General features: G+C 61.0%; 12 protein-coding genes. 9 read left to right on the top strand and 3 right to left on the bottom strand.

The annotated features are described in order from the left end of the window. Positions 1–23 precede the first annotated feature (23 nt). Both AC3EMP_RS03655 and AC3EMP_RS03650 read left to right on the top strand, forming a co-directional pair. Positions 24–491 (top strand): cyclic nucleotide-binding domain-containing protein, encoded by a 468-nt coding sequence (locus tag AC3EMP_RS03655; protein WP_023672144.1) that lies wholly within the window; start codon positions 24–26, stop codon positions 489–491. Between the two features lie 111 nt (positions 492–602). Beyond that, a complete protein-coding gene (locus tag AC3EMP_RS03650; RefSeq protein ID WP_352520726.1) occupies positions 603–1,454 on the top strand; it encodes an MBL fold metallo-hydrolase in 852 nt (283 codons plus the stop codon). Between the two features lies 1 nt (position 1,455). Here AC3EMP_RS03650 and AC3EMP_RS03645 read toward each other — a convergent pair whose 3' ends face one another. Continuing rightward, positions 1,456–2,214 carry a polysaccharide deacetylase family protein gene (locus AC3EMP_RS03645; RefSeq protein ID WP_023672142.1) on the bottom strand — a complete coding sequence of 253 codons (759 nt, stop codon included), beginning with the start codon at positions 2,212–2,214 and terminating at the stop codon, positions 1,456–1,458. After that, positions 2,211–3,299, bottom strand: a complete 1,089-nt coding sequence (locus AC3EMP_RS03640) for a glycosyltransferase family 4 protein (protein ID WP_023672141.1) — start codon at positions 3,297–3,299, stop codon at positions 2,211–2,213. The genes AC3EMP_RS03645 and AC3EMP_RS03640 overlap by 4 nt, the downstream gene beginning before the upstream one ends. Positions 3,300–3,373: 74 nt before the next feature. Between AC3EMP_RS03640 and AC3EMP_RS03635 the strand changes: the two genes are divergently transcribed. From AC3EMP_RS03635 to AC3EMP_RS03605, 7 genes are all read left to right on the top strand, one after another. Beyond that, positions 3,374–4,552, top strand: coding sequence for a DUF3095 domain-containing protein (locus tag AC3EMP_RS03635; protein WP_031196755.1), 1,179 nt, complete (start codon positions 3,374–3,376; stop codon positions 4,550–4,552). Between the two features lie 303 nt (positions 4,553–4,855). After that, the gene (locus tag AC3EMP_RS03630; protein ID WP_023672139.1) at positions 4,856–6,196 is read left to right on the top strand and encodes an adenylate/guanylate cyclase domain-containing protein; all 1,341 of its coding nucleotides are present in this window, start codon (positions 4,856–4,858) and stop codon (positions 6,194–6,196) included. A 151-nt stretch (positions 6,197–6,347) separates the two neighbouring features. Next, positions 6,348–8,243: an ABC transporter ATP-binding protein gene (locus tag AC3EMP_RS03625; protein WP_023710305.1), complete on the top strand. Its 1,896-nt coding sequence runs from the start codon at positions 6,348–6,350 to the stop codon at positions 8,241–8,243. Next, positions 8,240–10,138: an ABC transporter substrate-binding protein gene (locus AC3EMP_RS03620; protein ID WP_023692891.1), complete on the top strand. Its 1,899-nt coding sequence runs from the start codon at positions 8,240–8,242 to the stop codon at positions 10,136–10,138. Before AC3EMP_RS03625 ends, AC3EMP_RS03620 begins: the two co-directional genes overlap by 4 nt. Before the next feature lie 2 nt (positions 10,139–10,140). After that, entirely contained in the window at positions 10,141–11,139 is a 999-nt protein-coding gene (locus AC3EMP_RS03615; protein ID WP_023672136.1) for an ABC transporter permease, read from the top strand. Next, the gene (locus tag AC3EMP_RS03610) at positions 11,136–12,317 is read left to right on the top strand and encodes an ABC transporter permease (protein WP_031196756.1); all 1,182 of its coding nucleotides are present in this window, start codon (positions 11,136–11,138) and stop codon (positions 12,315–12,317) included. The genes AC3EMP_RS03615 and AC3EMP_RS03610 overlap by 4 nt, the downstream gene beginning before the upstream one ends. Positions 12,318–12,527: 210 nt before the next feature. After that, positions 12,528–13,007 carry a class I SAM-dependent methyltransferase gene (locus tag AC3EMP_RS03605; RefSeq protein WP_023726700.1) on the top strand — a complete coding sequence of 160 codons (480 nt, stop codon included), beginning with the start codon at positions 12,528–12,530 and terminating at the stop codon, positions 13,005–13,007. A 15-nt stretch (positions 13,008–13,022) separates the two neighbouring features. On the opposite strand, the gene AC3EMP_RS03600 is transcribed toward AC3EMP_RS03605, so the two are convergent. Beyond that, a complete protein-coding gene (locus AC3EMP_RS03600; RefSeq protein WP_023685078.1) occupies positions 13,023–14,438 on the bottom strand; it encodes an adenylate/guanylate cyclase domain-containing protein in 1,416 nt (471 codons plus the stop codon). Positions 14,439–14,643: the final 205 nt, after the last annotated feature.

The following is a 14,643-nucleotide window of genomic DNA, read 5'->3' as shown; positions in this document are numbered from 1 at the left end:
CGAATTCAGGAAGGTTTGCGACAATGCTGCTCAAGGATGAAGTTGGAATGCTGCAACGCGTTCCCTTGTTCTCTGGCATCGAGCCGACAAAGCTCAAGCTGCTCGCGTTCACGTCCGATCGCGTGAACTACAGTGCCGGCCAGATTCTTTTCCGGCAGGGCGACGAGGCAGACGCCGCCTATGTCATCCTTTCTGGCAGCGCGGATATTCTGGTCGATTCCGACAATGGGCCGATCAAAGTTGCCGAATTGCTGCCAAATTCGATCGTTGGCGAGATTGCCATATTGTGCAACAGCTCCCGTACTGCCACCGTCAAAGCGGCAAGTGAGCTGGAGGCCTTGAGAATCCGCAAGGACCATTTCCTGAGGCTTATGAAGGAGTTTCCCGAAATGACCATCGAGATATTGCGGGTTCTTGCCGATAGGCTAAGCAGTACGACCGCGGACCTGATCGACGCACGAACGGCCGAGAGCGATTCACAGTTGCACTGAAGCGGCGAGCCGCTCTGTTTCTTTGTTTGGATGCAGTTTCCGGAACCGTGTCACACCTTTCCTGGAACGACTCTGGCAGCAGTTGGTTGGCTACGATGGGCGAAAGGGTGCATGGACGACGATTTCTTCCTTGTCAGGTTTTGGGGCGTGCGCGGCAGCATTGCGGTGTCGGGGCCAGAATTTGCTCGCTATGGCGGCAACACGATCTGCATCGAGATGCAATGCGGCAATCATACGCTTCTGTTCGACGCGGGCTCCGGCCTGCGGCCTGCCGGCAGGACGCTTCGAGCGTCGGGCGTCACCGATTTCGACCTGTTTTTTACCCATTGCCATTACGATCACATCATCGGGCTGCCGGCTTTCAAGCCTATTTATGAACGAGGCATCAAAGTTACGCTTTGGTCCGGGCATCTCGCTGGACGCATGACGACGCGGCAGATGGTCGATGAATTCATTCGGCCGCCATGGTTTCCGGTGACACTCGGTGTCTGCAAGGCGAGCCTCGACTGCCGCGATTTCGCATCCGGAGACCTGCTTCGGCCACGCGAAGGAGTTGTTGTGCGGACCGGTAGTCTTACCCATCCGGGCGGCTGCATCGGCTACCGGGTCGAATGGGGGGGCCGCGTCGTGGCGGTCATCACAGACACCGAGCACGAGCCGGGCAAACTCGATCCGGCGGTGCTCGGCCTGATCGAGAATGCCGACCTCGTCATTTACGATTGCACCTACACCGAGGAGGAAATGGAGCGCTACCGCGGCAACGGGCACTCGACATGGCAACAGGGCGTCAAGCTCTGCGAGGCGGCCGGCGCGCGCGGGCTTGCGCTGTTTCACCACGATCCGGCACGCACCGACGATGAGCTGGACGAGATGGAGAAACTGGCCAAAGACAGATTTGCCGGCGCTTTTGCGGCGCGGGATGGCCAGACGCTCACATTTCCAGTCTTGCACAAAAAGCGCTGAGCTATTTTCCGGCGCTGCGTTCTGTCAGTGTGCTGATCGGAAGCCATGCGCAGCCTTCTGCCCGCGCGGTGATCGTGAACAGCCGTTCGAGGAAAAGCCAGGCCGATTCATCATGGACGAGATGGTGGGTGAGCAGGCCGACCGGTTCGCCGCCGCCGAATGCACGCTGCAATTGCGCGACGATGGCCTGAACCAACAGACCATGATCGCGGCAGCCGCGCGTGCCATGCCAATCCATGATGTCGACATTGCTGTTGATGACCGCCAGGGAAGCCGGCCTTGGCGGCCCGAACACCGACAATGCCGCAAATCCTATCGATCGGAGGTCGGGTACCAGGCCGGCGTCGATCCGGTTCCAGGGCGGCACCAGCATCGGAACCGCACGTGCGCCGTGCAGGCCGCTTACACGCGACAGCCCGCCGGCCAGCTCATCCAGCACCACCTCGCGTGGCCGATGCGCGCCAAGCTCCTGCTTTTTTTGACCCTCGGGCGCATGATTTCGGTGCGCCCAGCCATGAATGGCGACCGTGGCATGCGGCGCCGCGTCAAGCCGGACGACAAGCGTCCCGTCGGTCCGGGCCGGAATGACGGCCAGAGTGACCGGCACCCCGAAGTCACCGGTGAGGTCGAGCAACCGATCGAGCGCCGGCGTCGGATCCACGGCGTCATCGTCGCGCAGCCAGAACTCTGCCTTGCGGCCCGCCCGTTGCCGGTGCGCCAGCTCGTCCACCAGGGGCTGCCAAATCGGGTCGGATGTCATGACAACGGGATCATCTTGAGAAGTTCCGCCAGACGGGCCTTTGCAGCACCGAGAGAGCGTTCTTCGAGAACGAAACGTCTGGCCTCTGCAGCCATGATGGTTCTTTCGTCATTGTTGGCCAGAAGCCTTGCAATTGCGGAAGCGAACGCCGCTACATCGCCTGGCGGGGTGAGAAACCCGGTCTGGCCATGCCGCACGACCTCCGGCACGCCGGCAATGTCCTGAGCCACCACCGGAAGGCCGGCGGCCTGTGCTTCAAGATAGGCAATGCCATAGGCCTCGCCGTAACCCGGCCAGACGTAGATTCCCCCGCGATAGAGGACATCCGGCACGGCGACCGGCTCAATAGCGCCAAGCCATTCGATACGGTCGGCGGGCAAGCCGGCGAATTGCGCCTTTACCTCGTCACGGGCAGGTCCGTCCCCGACGACCGACAGCGTCCAGGGGAGATGGCCGATCAACCCGAGCGCCTGCGCCAGCATGCGATAGCTCAAGACCTTGTCGCCCGGGCGCATCATGGCGACGGTCACGAGGCGCGTCGGATAATCCAGTACCGGCATTTCGTGGAATGCCGATGTGTCGATGAAGGGTGAAAGCATACCGAGAGCGGCGTGGGGAACAGCATCCGCCAGCCCCTGGCGATCCCTTTGCGTGAAGCAGATGTTCAGCGCCGCCTGCTCGATGGCTCGCGCCACCAATGCCTGGCTATCGGCCCACGAACCGGCGTTGCGCCGTTCGGAATAGGAGGCTTCGGCCGTCACATAGGGGATGGCAAAGGCCAACGCCAGCTCGGGCCCGATCAGGTCGGGCGCCTTGTAGTAGGGATGATAGGAGAACCAGAGATCGGGCTTGCCGTCACGGTCCCAAAGCCTTGTCAGTCGCGCGGCTTCGTCCCGGGCCTCGATCATGAGCGCATCGAAACTTTTCGGTTCCGGCTGGCGTAGATAGAAGCGCAACTCCGATGCCAGTTCGACGCTATGCCCGCCATGCTGCAGCGCCTGGACCAGCATCCGTGCCATCTGGCGGTCGCCGGAGACAACGGGATGATTGGGCGACTTCAGCGGGGCGTAGAAGGCAATTCGCATCGCGCGATCCTATCATCGCAAAGCCTGCCCAAGTCAATTTCGAGGCATGATCGACTTCACCTTCAAGCGCTGGAATGTGCTATCTGATGCTTATGGAAACAGCTGTCGCGTCCGACCCGTTCGTCGCTTCTTTGCCGGTCTTCGCAAAGTTCGAAAGCGTTGCCGATATCGACAACTATCGGCCTCTCCCCGATGGCTGGGCGCTGGCCACCGCCGACATCGTCGGCTCGACCAAGGCGATCGAGGCCGGGCGCTACAAAACCGTCAATATGGCCGGCGCCAGCGTCATTTCGGCGCTGCTCAATGCACTGGGCCGGCAAGATCTTCCCTTCGTCTTCGGCGGCGACGGCGCGCTCGTGGCGTTTCCCGGCTCGGCGCTGGAGATCGCCCGTAACGCGCTGGCTTCTGTCCAGAGATGGGTGGCGGACGAACTGGACCTGACCTTGCGTGCCGCAATCGTGCCGATAAAGGACATAAGAGCGCAAGGCCTCGACGTTCGCGTGGCGAGGTTCCAGGCCTCCGAAGCAGCCTTCTATGCCATGTTCGCCGGCGGCGGCGGCAGTTGGGCGGAAGCCGAAATGAAAGCCGGGCGCTACCGCGTCGACCCCGCCCCGGCCGGCGCGCGGCCGGATCTGACCGGCCTCTCCTGCCGCTGGAACCCGATCGAAGCCCGGCATGGCGAAATTGTCTCGATCATAGCCGTGCCGGGGGCATCGCGCGACTTGCGTGGTTTCCAGTTTCTGGCTTCCGACATCATCGCCCTTGCCGGCAGGCAGGAGCGCGATGGCCACCCGGTGCCGGTGGACGGTCCGGCCTACAGCCTCCTGCCCGCCGGCCTCGATGTCGAGGCACGGGCCACGGCGCCGCCAGGGCGGCGGTGGCTGGCCAAGCTGTGGGTGATCTTCCTGATGACGCTTACGGCCGTCACCGACAAATTGGGCTGGACGATCGGCGGTTTCGATCCGAAGGTCTACAAGCGCGAGGTGGCCAGCAATTCGGATTTCCGCAAGTTCGACGACGGCTTGAAGATGACCATCGACGTCGACGCGGATGTGTTGCAGCGGATCGAGAACCGGCTGAAACAAGCGGAAGAGGCCGGCATCTGCAACTATGGCCTGCACCGCCAGAAGTCGGCCTTGATGACATGCCTCGTCATCTCGCCGCTGCAGCGCGATCATGTTCACTTCATCGATGGCGCCGCCGGCGGCTATGCAATGGCTGCCGCAAGCCTGAAGGCGAAGGCGCCGGTCTGATGACGGCTTGGGGAATCGATTTTCCGCAATGCGCCGCGGCCATGGTTCTTGGGACCCGGCGAGCCCAACGGGGCCTGAGCCGACCAATTATTTGCGCGATGTCAGGATCGGGATTGCACTTCGCCGGCAGCCTCGCCACATAGTGTTGCAGGTGATTTGTGCGGTCGACGTCTGCTTGCTTCCTGCAAGGACAGTCATTCGGGATATTCTTCGCCGTCTTCTGCCCCCGAAGCCGGCTTCATTGACTTCGAGAATTTTGCGGATCAAAGGAGATGGCTCGTCTTCGACGGGTTTCGAGATAGCATGAGCACAGCGCAAGCAGAAATTTCCAACATTCTCATGGATAAGGTTGCCGATTGGCTGACCCAGTCGGCGCTGGCGGGCGACGACCTGGAAACATTGGTCAAGGGTTTTTGTGAACGGCTGGCTGCTGCCGGCCTGCCGCTGAAGCGGGTGCATTTGAGCTTTTCGATGCTGCATCCGCTTTATGACGCTCTCGGTTTCACCTGGATTCGCGGCCAAGGCCTGGAAGTGGAAGGCTTCCGGAGTGAGAACGGCGTCCATTCCGACAGATTCCTGACCAGCCCATACTACCATCTGCTCAGCAACAAGCTCGATCATCTGCGGCGCCGGCTCGACCCGTCGGTGCGGTCGGAGTTTCCTGTTTTCGATGAGCTCAGGCTTATGGGCGTCACCGATTACATGGCTTTCGTCCATCCCTTCAACGGCGATACAAGTCAGGGCATGTTGGGGTCCTGGTCCACCGACAGTGCTTCAGGCTTCAGCGACAGCATGATTTCGGCGCTGCTGCGGATCCAGAACCATCTCGCTATAGCAAGCAAGATGGCGGTGCTCACCAAGCTCGCCGACAACATGATGACCACGTATCTCGGCGGTGACGCCGGCAGGCGCGTGCTGGACGGCCAGATCAAGCGCGGCGAGGGCGACACAATCCGGGCCGCGCTGGTGATGGGCGATATGCGCGGGTCGACAAGGCTCGCCGAAACCTCCGGCCGCGAAGTCTATATCGATACGCTGAACCAGTTTTTCGATGCCATCGCAGCACCTTTCAATCGCAAAGGCGGGCAGATCATGAGTTTCCTGGGGGATGGATTCATTGCCGTCTACCCCTGCGAAAGGCACCGGGCGCAGTCAGAGATCGCCTGCCAGGCTGCTCTTGCGGCTGCGCACAAGGCCAGCATGCGCATGATGGAGCTCAATCTGCGCAGAAAAGAGCAAGGACTGGGCGATATAAAATTTGGTATCGGCCTGCATGTCGGCAATGTGATGTTCGGCAATGTCGGGCTTACCGACCGACTCACATTCTCGGTCTTCGGCTCGGCTGTAAACGAGGTCCAGCGTCTCCAGACCCTGACCAAGAAATATCCGCACAGCGTTCTCGCCAGCAAGGACTTCGCCGGTTATTGCGGGGCCAACAGCTGGCTGACGCTCGGCGAGGAGGAACTGGCGGGCAGCAAGCAGAAGCTGACGGTGCTTTCACCCGATCTGTCGGGTGCTCTCGCACTCGATGAAGACGCTGCGCTGCAGCCGTTTCACGATCGGATATCGGACGCCGAGCAGGTCATGCTACTTCATCGCGATGCCGCGCGGCTGTCGGCGGGCGACCGGAGGAAGCTCCAGTAGTCACCACCATCCGATCTGGACGCCCTGGTATGCTGTCCGGCGGCCGGTCGCCGGGGAATTCGTTTCGAATCCAAGTTGCTCTGCGCTGACAATGCGCTAGTCTTGCTTTTTGGGGCCGGTCGGGAGGCGCCAGATTGGGGCTGGTGTGGGAATGGATGCAGGCGTTGATCTGCTGCGGATCGAGGATGTTGGCATCTCTTTTGCCATTGTCGGGGGACCGTTGCATGCCGTCAGGCGGGCAAATCTTCGCGTCCTGCCCGGCAAGGTCACCGCGCTTGTCGGTGAGTCCGGTTCCGGAAAATCGGTTCTCAGCCAGGCCGTGATGGGCATCTTGCCGAACACGGCCCATGTTCGCGGCCGTATCCTGTTTTCCGATCCCAAAAAGCCCGGCACGACGCAGGATATCCTGCAGATGCCGCGAGACGGACCCGAAATCCGGGCGTTGAGAGGCAGCCGCATCGGCAAGATCTTTCAGGAGCCGATGACATCGCTGTCGCCGCTGCACACGATCGGCAACCAGGTCAGCGAATCCCTGCAGATTCATACGCACATGGACCGGACGGAGCGCAAGGCACGGACCGAGGAAATGCTCGGCCTCGTCGGGTTTCCCAATCCCAAGCGCGCCTACGACATGTATCCGTTCGAACTTTCGGGAGGATTGCGGCAACGCGCCATGATCGCCATGGCGCTTATCTGCCGGCCCGCTCTGTTGATCGCCGATGAGCCGACAACGGCGTTGGACGTCACCATCCAGGCGCAAATCCTGCAATTGCTTCGTGGACTCCAGACCAAGCTCAACATGGCAATGCTGCTGATCACACACGACCTCGGCGTGGTTGCCAATGTCGCCGACGAGGTGGTGGTCATGTATCATGGCGAGATCATGGAAGCGGGCCCTGTGGAGGCAATATTCCGCCGGCCAGGCCACCCTTACCTGAAGGGCCTGATGGCAGCCGTCCCGCATTTCGACCTGAAACCTGGCGAAAGGCTGAAGGCGCTCCGCGAGGTGCCGGTGAATGTCGGGACCCTGCTGGGCAAGCAGACGGCGCCGGAAGCGAAGGGGCCGGACGACATTCTGCTGTCGGTCAGGGATCTGAAAAAGGTCTACACCATCCGCAACTCCGGATGGTTCGGCGGGAGCCATCAGACCTCAGTTCGCGCCGTGGACGGCGTCAGCTTCGACATCAGGCGAGGTGAGTGCCTGGGCCTGGTTGGCGAAAGCGGCTGCGGCAAAACCACCGTCAGCAAGATCCTGATGCGGGCCGTCACCCCTACCGGCGGCTCCGTGATCTTCAACGGCCGCGACGGACCGATCGACGTCCTGGAAGCCGAGGGAGACGCCCTGCGCTTGCTGCGGGCGAAACTCCAGATGGTTTTCCAGGATCCGGTCTCGTCGCTCTCGCCTCGCATGACCGTGGAAAACATCTTGAGCGAGCCGCTGGAAATCCATCAACGTGGCAATGCCGCGTCCCGGCTAGCCACAGTCAAGAGCCTGATGCAGGCAATCGGGCTCGATCCGCGCTTCATCCAGCGTTATCCCCACAGCTTCTCCGGCGGGCAGCGTCAGCGTATCGGCATTGCGCGCGCCTTGGCGCTGGGGCCTGAACTGCTGATCTGCGACGAGCCGGTTTCGGCGCTCGATGTCTCCGTGCAGGCGCAGATCCTGAACCTTCTGAAGGACCTGCAGAAGGAACTGGGCCTGACCTACCTGTTCATATCCCACAATCTGGCGGTGGTGGACTACATGGCGGACCGCATCGCGGTGATGTGCGGCGGGCGTATCGTCGAGCTTGCACCGCGCGAAATTCTGCTCAGGAAACCGATCCACCCCTACACGCGCTCGCTGCTCGCCGCAGTGCCCTTCCCCGATCTCGACCGGCCGATGGATTTCAAGACGCTGAAGCTCGGCGGCGCTTCCGACACCAGCGCATGGGGCCCGCAATTCCGCGACGAGGGCGAAGAGGATATGCTGTCGCCGCTCGATCTCGGCGGCGGCCATCTCGTGCTGGCCCGACGTTCGGCCGATGTCAGCGAGTTACGCCATTGATCAGCCGCCGCACTGTCCTTGGTCTCATGGCTTCGGCATTTCTGCCGGGCACGGCGCGCGCCGGCGATCTGGAGCCGGATTTTCTTCAGCCGCAGCTGAAAGCCAGGGCTCTGCCGCCACTCGCGGAGCGCCTGCCCAAAAGCCCGCGCGCGTTGAACCTCGCGGCGATGGGCCGGCAGCCCGGCCAGTATGGCGGCACGCTGCGTACGATCATCGGCAGCCAGAAAGATATCCGGATGATGACGATCTACGGGTATTCCCGGCTGGTCGGCTATGACGAAAAGCTTAACTTTCAGGCCGACATTCTCGAAAGTTTCGACGTAAAGGATGATCGCGTCTTCACGTTCAAGATTCGTGAAGGCCATAAATGGTCAGACGGCAGCCTGCTGACGCCGGAGGATTTTCGTTATTGCTGGGAAGATGTCTGGCTGAACGATGAGCTTTCGCAAGGGGGGCTCGCCCCTGCCCTGCTGGCGGACGGCAAGCCGCCACGTTTCGAGATCGTCGATCCGTTGACGGTGCGCTACAGTTGGGACGCGCCCAATCCCGACTTCCTGCCCAAACTTGCCGCTGCTTCGCCGACACCGCTTGTTTTGCCAGCCGCCTATCTCAAGCAGTTCCACAAGAAATATCAGGATCCATTCCGGCTCGCCGGCCTGATGAAGGAGAACCGGACCGCAAAATGGACGCTGCTGCACATCCGCATGTCGCGGCAGTATCGCCCGGAGAACCCGGATCTGCCGACACTCGACCCCTGGCAGAACCGGACCAAGCCGCCGGCCGAGCAGTTCATCTTCGAGCGCAACCCGTTCTTTCATCGAACAGACGAGAACGGCCGGCAACTGCCCTATGTCGACCGGATCATCATGAATGTCAGCTCGTCGGCGATCATCTCCGCCAAGACCGGTGCGGGCGAGAGCGACCTGCAATGCATGGGAATCGACTTCAGCGATTACTCCTTCCTGAAGGACGCGGAGAAGCGCTACCCGGTGAAGATGCATCTGTGGAAACGCACACAGGGTTCGCGGCTGGCGCTCATGCCCAATCTGAATTGTGCCGACCCGGTGTGGCGTGGCCTTTTGCGTGACGTGCGCGTGCGCCGCGCACTTTCGCTCGCTGTAGACAGGCGCGAGATCAACATGGCCGTCTTCTACGGATTGGCGCAGGAAAGCGCCGATACGGTCTTGCCGGAGAGCCCGCTCTACCGGCCGGAATTCGCGAAAGCCTGGGTCGCCCACGATCCCGACCAGGCCAATGCACTGCTTGACGAGGTCGGGCTTCAGGCCCGTGACGATGACGGCCTGCGGCTACTTCCCGATGGACGCCCGGCGCAGATCATCGTGGAAACGGCCGGCGAAAGCACGCTGGAAACCGATGCGCTCGAACTCATCACCGATCACTGGCGCAAGATAGGCATCGCTTTGTTCATCCGGACTTCGCAGCGCGACATCTTCCGCAGCCGCGCGCTTGGTGGCCAGATCCTGATGTCGATGTCGTCGGGCATCGACAATGGCGTGCCGACCGCCGACATGAATCCATACCAGCTGGCCCCCACCATCGACGACCAGCTGCAATGGCCGCTCTGGGGCGCTTACTATCTGTCGCATGGCAAGATGGGTGAGGCGCCCGATGTTCCTGAAGTGGTCGAGTTGATGGCTTTGCTCAAGCGCTGGAACGGATCGACCCAATCCAGCGAGCGCGCCGAAATCTGGAACTCGATGCTGTCGATCTACACCGATCAGGTGTTCTCTATCGGTACGGTGAACGAAACACTTCAGCCGATTCTGGTATCCTCGCGGCTGCGCAACCTGCCTGACAAAGCACTCTACGGCTACGACCCGACCTCCTATTTCGGTGTCTACATGCCGGACACATTCTGGCTTGGAGGCTCCTGAGCGTGCTTCGATATCTTGTCTGGCGCATCGCCGTGATGGTTCCAACGCTGCTGGTCATATCGGCGCTTGTGTTCACCATCATCGAACTTCCACCGGGCGACTATTTCGACAGCTATGTCGCCGAGCTTCGGGCCCAGGGCGAAGCGGTGGATTCCGACCGCATCCAGATGATGCGCAAGGAATATGGTTTCGACCAGCCGCCGGTCATTCGCTACTTCTACTGGGTGGGCGGGATGCTGCACGGCGATTTCGGCTATTCCTTCGAATATGAGCTGCCGGTTCGCGACGTCGTCGGCGACCGAATGTGGCTGACCGTGCTGGTTTCCTTCGTCACGATCATCTTCACCTGGCTCATCGCCTTTCCGATAGGCATGTACTCCGCCACGCATCAATACAGCTGGGGCGACTACGGCCTGACTTTCTTCGGCCTTCTCGGCCTTGCCATTCCGAATTTCATGCTGGCGCTGATCCTGATGTATTTCGCCAACATCTGGTTCGGCACGTCCATCGGCCACCTCATGGACCAGCAATATCTCGGCGAGCCGATGAGCTGGGCCAAGGCGAAGTCGATCCTCGCCCATCTCTGGATCCCGGTCCTGATCATCGGCACCGGCGGCACGGCGAGCATGATCCGGCGGCTGCGCGCCAATCTGCTCGACGAACTGCACAAGCAATATGTCGTGACGGCGCGCGCCAAGGGCCTGCATCCGTTCAAGGCGCTGGTCAAATATCCGCTGCGCATGGCGCTCAATTTCTTCATTTCCGACATCGGCTCGATCCTGCCGGCCATCATCTCCGGCGCTGAGATCACGGCTATCGTTTTGTCTTTGGAAACGACCGGGCCGATGCTGATCAAGGCGCTGCAAAGCCAGGATATGTATCTGGCAGGGTCATTCCTGATGTTCCTTGCCTTCCTGACGGTTATCGGCGTGCTGATTTCCGACCTGGCGCTGGCGCTGCTTGATCCACGAATTCGTTTGCAGGGTGGCAGCACCAAATGAAGCAGGACTCGCCGCTGCCCGCTCCGGGTGCTCCACTGCAACACTACATTTCCGGCGCGCCCTTCGACCTGCAGTCGGTCGAGGCGATGACGCCGGAGCAATCGAAGGTCTTTCAGGCATCGCAGTTGCGGCTGATGTGGTGGAAATTCCGCAAACACCGGCTTGCGCTTATATCCGGCATATTCCTGGCAGTGCTGTATTCCGGGATACTGATCTGCGAGTTCCTGGCGCCCTACAATCTGCACTCGCGCAACATGGACTACATCTATGCGCCCCCGCAGCACGTGCATCTGTTCCACAATGGCGAGTTCGTCGGGCCGTTCGTCTATGGCCGCCAGATGACGCTGGATATGGACACGCTCAAGCGGAACTACATCGAGAAGCACGACGATGTTCAGCGGCTCCGTTTCTTCTGCAAGGGCGACACTTATCGGTTCTGGGGCCTGATCGAAGGTGACAGGCATTTTGTCTGTCCTGCCGAAAACGGGCAGCTGTTTCTGGCCGGCACCGACAGGCTGGGGCGCGACGTGCTCTCGCGCATGATCTATGGCGCACGCATTTCACTGACTATCGGCCTCGTCGGCATCAGTTTCAGCTTCCTGCTCGGCATCGTCATCGGCGGACTGGCCGGCTATCACGGCGGTATCTTCGACCTGATCGTCCAACGGATAATCGAAGTCCTGCAATCGATTCCCAGCATTCCGCTATGGCTGGCCCTGGCGGCGATCATGCCGATAACCTGGAGTCCGATCCTGATCTATTTCGGCATCACCGTCATCCTCGGGCTGCTCGACTGGACCGGACTGGCGCGCGCCGTGCGTTCAAAGCTTCTGGCCTTGCGCGAGGAGGATTACGTTCTGGCGGCGCAATTGATGGGCGCCGGAAGCAGCCGCATCATCAGGCGGCATCTCATTCCCGGCTTCATGTCGCATCTGATCGCGACGGCGACGCTCTCCATCCCTGGCATGATCCTGGGCGAAACGGCGCTGAGCTTCCTCGGGCTCGGCCTGAGAGCGCCGATCACCAGCTGGGGCATCCTGCTCACAGAGGCGCGCAGCGTCAGCGTGATCGCGTTCTATCCATGGCTGCTTTTGCCGATGCTGCCCGTCATCCTCGTCATCATGGCGTTCAACTTCCTCGGCGACGGCTTGCGGGACGCCGCGGACCCCTACAAGTGAGATCGCCATTCCGCCACGCATAGTGCCGCCGACGCCACCCGGAATGTCGCTTGCCGGCCTCCTGTACGGTTGTTGCACTGTTTATTGTCCGCCCCTATATGTGCCGACTCGCAATCGAGCTTAGCGCGTCAGCTTCGGGATTCACCCGTGAACAATTCTTGTCGCGGGCGTTACCGATCTCTTGATCTGGTTCAGGACACACAATCGCATATGAGTCGCCTCGATAATTTCATCAGCAGGATGACCGCGCAGCGCGACATTCTCAATCGAATCTGCCCCGAGGTGGCGAAGATGGAGGGGCTTGTGCTTGAGCTCGGCCTCGGCAATGGCCGGACATTCCACCATCTGCGCGAGCTTCTGCCCGGGCGCCGGATCGTGGTGTTCGACCGCGAAGTTGGCGCGCACACTAGCTCAATTCCCGAAGCTGAAAACCTCGTGCTCGGCGAAATACGCGAGACGGGCCGCAAGTTCATTGGCATCGAAGCCGCCCTTGTTCATGCCGACATCGGCACCGGCTATGACGATCGCGATGCAGTGACCGCTACCTGGCTTCCCGATCTGATTGCGAGCCTGCTTCGCGTCGGCGGCTTCGCGGTCAGTGGCACGCCGCTCGATCACCCGCTGCTGCAACAGCTCCCGGCGCCCACTTCGGAGCCCGCCGACCGTTATTTCCTCTGCAAGCGCGTGTGAGCGGTAGAGAACTCTTCAGGGGATCGTATAAACCGCAATCTCCCGCTCGATGCCGCGCAGCGAGACCTCGTGCGGCACGGGCGTCAGCGCGTTCCTGTGCAACAAATCGGCAGTGAGATTGTCGTCGACCACCGCACGCGTGGCGAAGATCGCCTGTGCGTTGGCGAGGTTCTGGACCCGCGAAGCAATGTTGACCGTCTGGCCGAAATAATCCTGCCGCTCGTTCATGGACACGGCTATGCAGGGGCCGGCATGAACACCGATCTTGAGCAGAAGGTCCTCGCGCCCGCTTTTGTCATTGAGCGCCCGCATGGCGTCGCGCATCCGCAGCGCCGCGGCAATCGCACGGTCAGGCGTCGCGAAGGTCGCCATCACCGCATCGCCGATCGTCTTCACAACCGCGCCTGCCTCCGCCGCGACGATCTCGTGCAGAACCTGGAAATGCTCGCGCACGAGATCGAAGGCTGAAAGATCGCCCACCCGCTCGTAAAGCTCGGTCGATCCGCGCAGATCGGTGAACAGGAAGGTCAGGCTGGTGATCTTCAGGCGCTGGTTGATGTCGAGCGTATCCGTGCGATAGAGATCCCGGAACGTCTGGTTGGTGAGCAGGCGCTTGGCGGTCACGAAGGGCCGGCGCTTGCCCAGGAAATCATGCAATACCGGGCAGGCGATGAAGACCGTCGGCAGCACGCGCGTGTCGGTCCTGTTTTCCAGCGAAATGCGCAATGGGCCGGGCTGCATCTCCAGCGTCTGGCTCTGGACATGGTCGCGGTCGAAGGCCAGAGAGAGGTTTCGCCGCTCTTTTGCCGGTTCGCCCTTCGCGTCGATGAACTGGGCCGAATGTGTGACCGGCTCGAAGACGATGATGAATTGGGGCGGAAGCTGGATGTGCAGAACCGCCTTTTCACCGGGCGCAAGCTCGATATCTTCCAACGAGAACGCTTCCATCTTTTCCGCCAGATCCTCGTCCGGCAGATCGGCCCCGGACGCCCAGTAGATCTGGCGGTAATATTCCACCAACGGCAGTTCGTGTGGATTGTGGGCGGCAATCCTGCGCACACGGGGACTGACGGTGAATGTCACCTCGACCATCTCGTCGAGTGTCGGCGAATAGCCCTGGGAGCACAGCGCGCAGGTGTATTCGTCCTTCTGCATGGTTTTCAGCGTGGCGTTGGTGTCGAGCACGCCGCCACAGCCGGGGCACAGAACATTCCAGGAAATGTCGAAGATGCCCACCCGCGCCGCATGGAGAAAGGCGCTTATGGTGCGTTCCTCGTCGAGGCCATGCTTGCTGGCGAAGGCGAGCGCATTGATGCGGCAAAGTTCGCGGTCCTTGCCCTCGGCGATGGTTTGCCGGATTGCGTCGATTGCCTGCGGATCGACATCGGTCGATTGCCGCAGAAGCGAGAACAGATCCTGAGCTTCGGTCATCGTGCAGGCTCCGGAAATTGCGCCGCTAGAGCATGATGCCGAAAAGTGTGAAGCGGTTTTCGGACGACATCATGCTCTTCCTGATTCAGAGGCGGATTCAGATTTCAGGTCGGACAGACCTGAAATCATCCGGCTCTAGGCGTGTTGGCCGGACCGATCTTCGACCCGAACGCTCCATCATACTGCTAAACGGACCGGACGGCCA

The sequence above is a fragment of the Mesorhizobium sp. P160219 genome, assembly GCF_057786095.1.
Note: the sequence above shows the minus strand (reverse complement) of the source record. Positions and strands in the feature narration are given on the sequence as shown.

Coding starts and splice junctions, on each gene's coding strand:
- AC3EMP_RS03655 (WP_023672144.1), top strand. CDS start 24: ATGCTGCTCAAGGATGAAGTTGGAATGCTGCAACGCGTTCCCTTGTTC.
- AC3EMP_RS03650 (WP_352520726.1), top strand. CDS start 603: ATGGACGACGATTTCTTCCTTGTCAGGTTTTGGGGCGTGCGCGGCAGC.
- AC3EMP_RS03645 (WP_023672142.1), bottom strand. CDS start 2,214: ATGACATCCGACCCGATTTGGCAGCCCCTGGTGGACGAGCTGGCGCAC.
- AC3EMP_RS03640 (WP_023672141.1), bottom strand. CDS start 3,299: ATGCGAATTGCCTTCTACGCCCCGCTGAAGTCGCCCAATCATCCCGTT.
- AC3EMP_RS03635 (WP_031196755.1), top strand. CDS start 3,374: ATGTGCTATCTGATGCTTATGGAAACAGCTGTCGCGTCCGACCCGTTC.
- AC3EMP_RS03630 (WP_023672139.1), top strand. CDS start 4,856: ATGAGCACAGCGCAAGCAGAAATTTCCAACATTCTCATGGATAAGGTT.
- AC3EMP_RS03625 (WP_023710305.1), top strand. CDS start 6,348: ATGGATGCAGGCGTTGATCTGCTGCGGATCGAGGATGTTGGCATCTCT.
- AC3EMP_RS03610 (WP_031196756.1), top strand. CDS start 11,136: ATGAAGCAGGACTCGCCGCTGCCCGCTCCGGGTGCTCCACTGCAACAC.
- AC3EMP_RS03605 (WP_023726700.1), top strand. CDS start 12,528: ATGAGTCGCCTCGATAATTTCATCAGCAGGATGACCGCGCAGCGCGAC.
- AC3EMP_RS03600 (WP_023685078.1), bottom strand. CDS start 14,438: ATGACCGAAGCTCAGGATCTGTTCTCGCTTCTGCGGCAATCGACCGAT.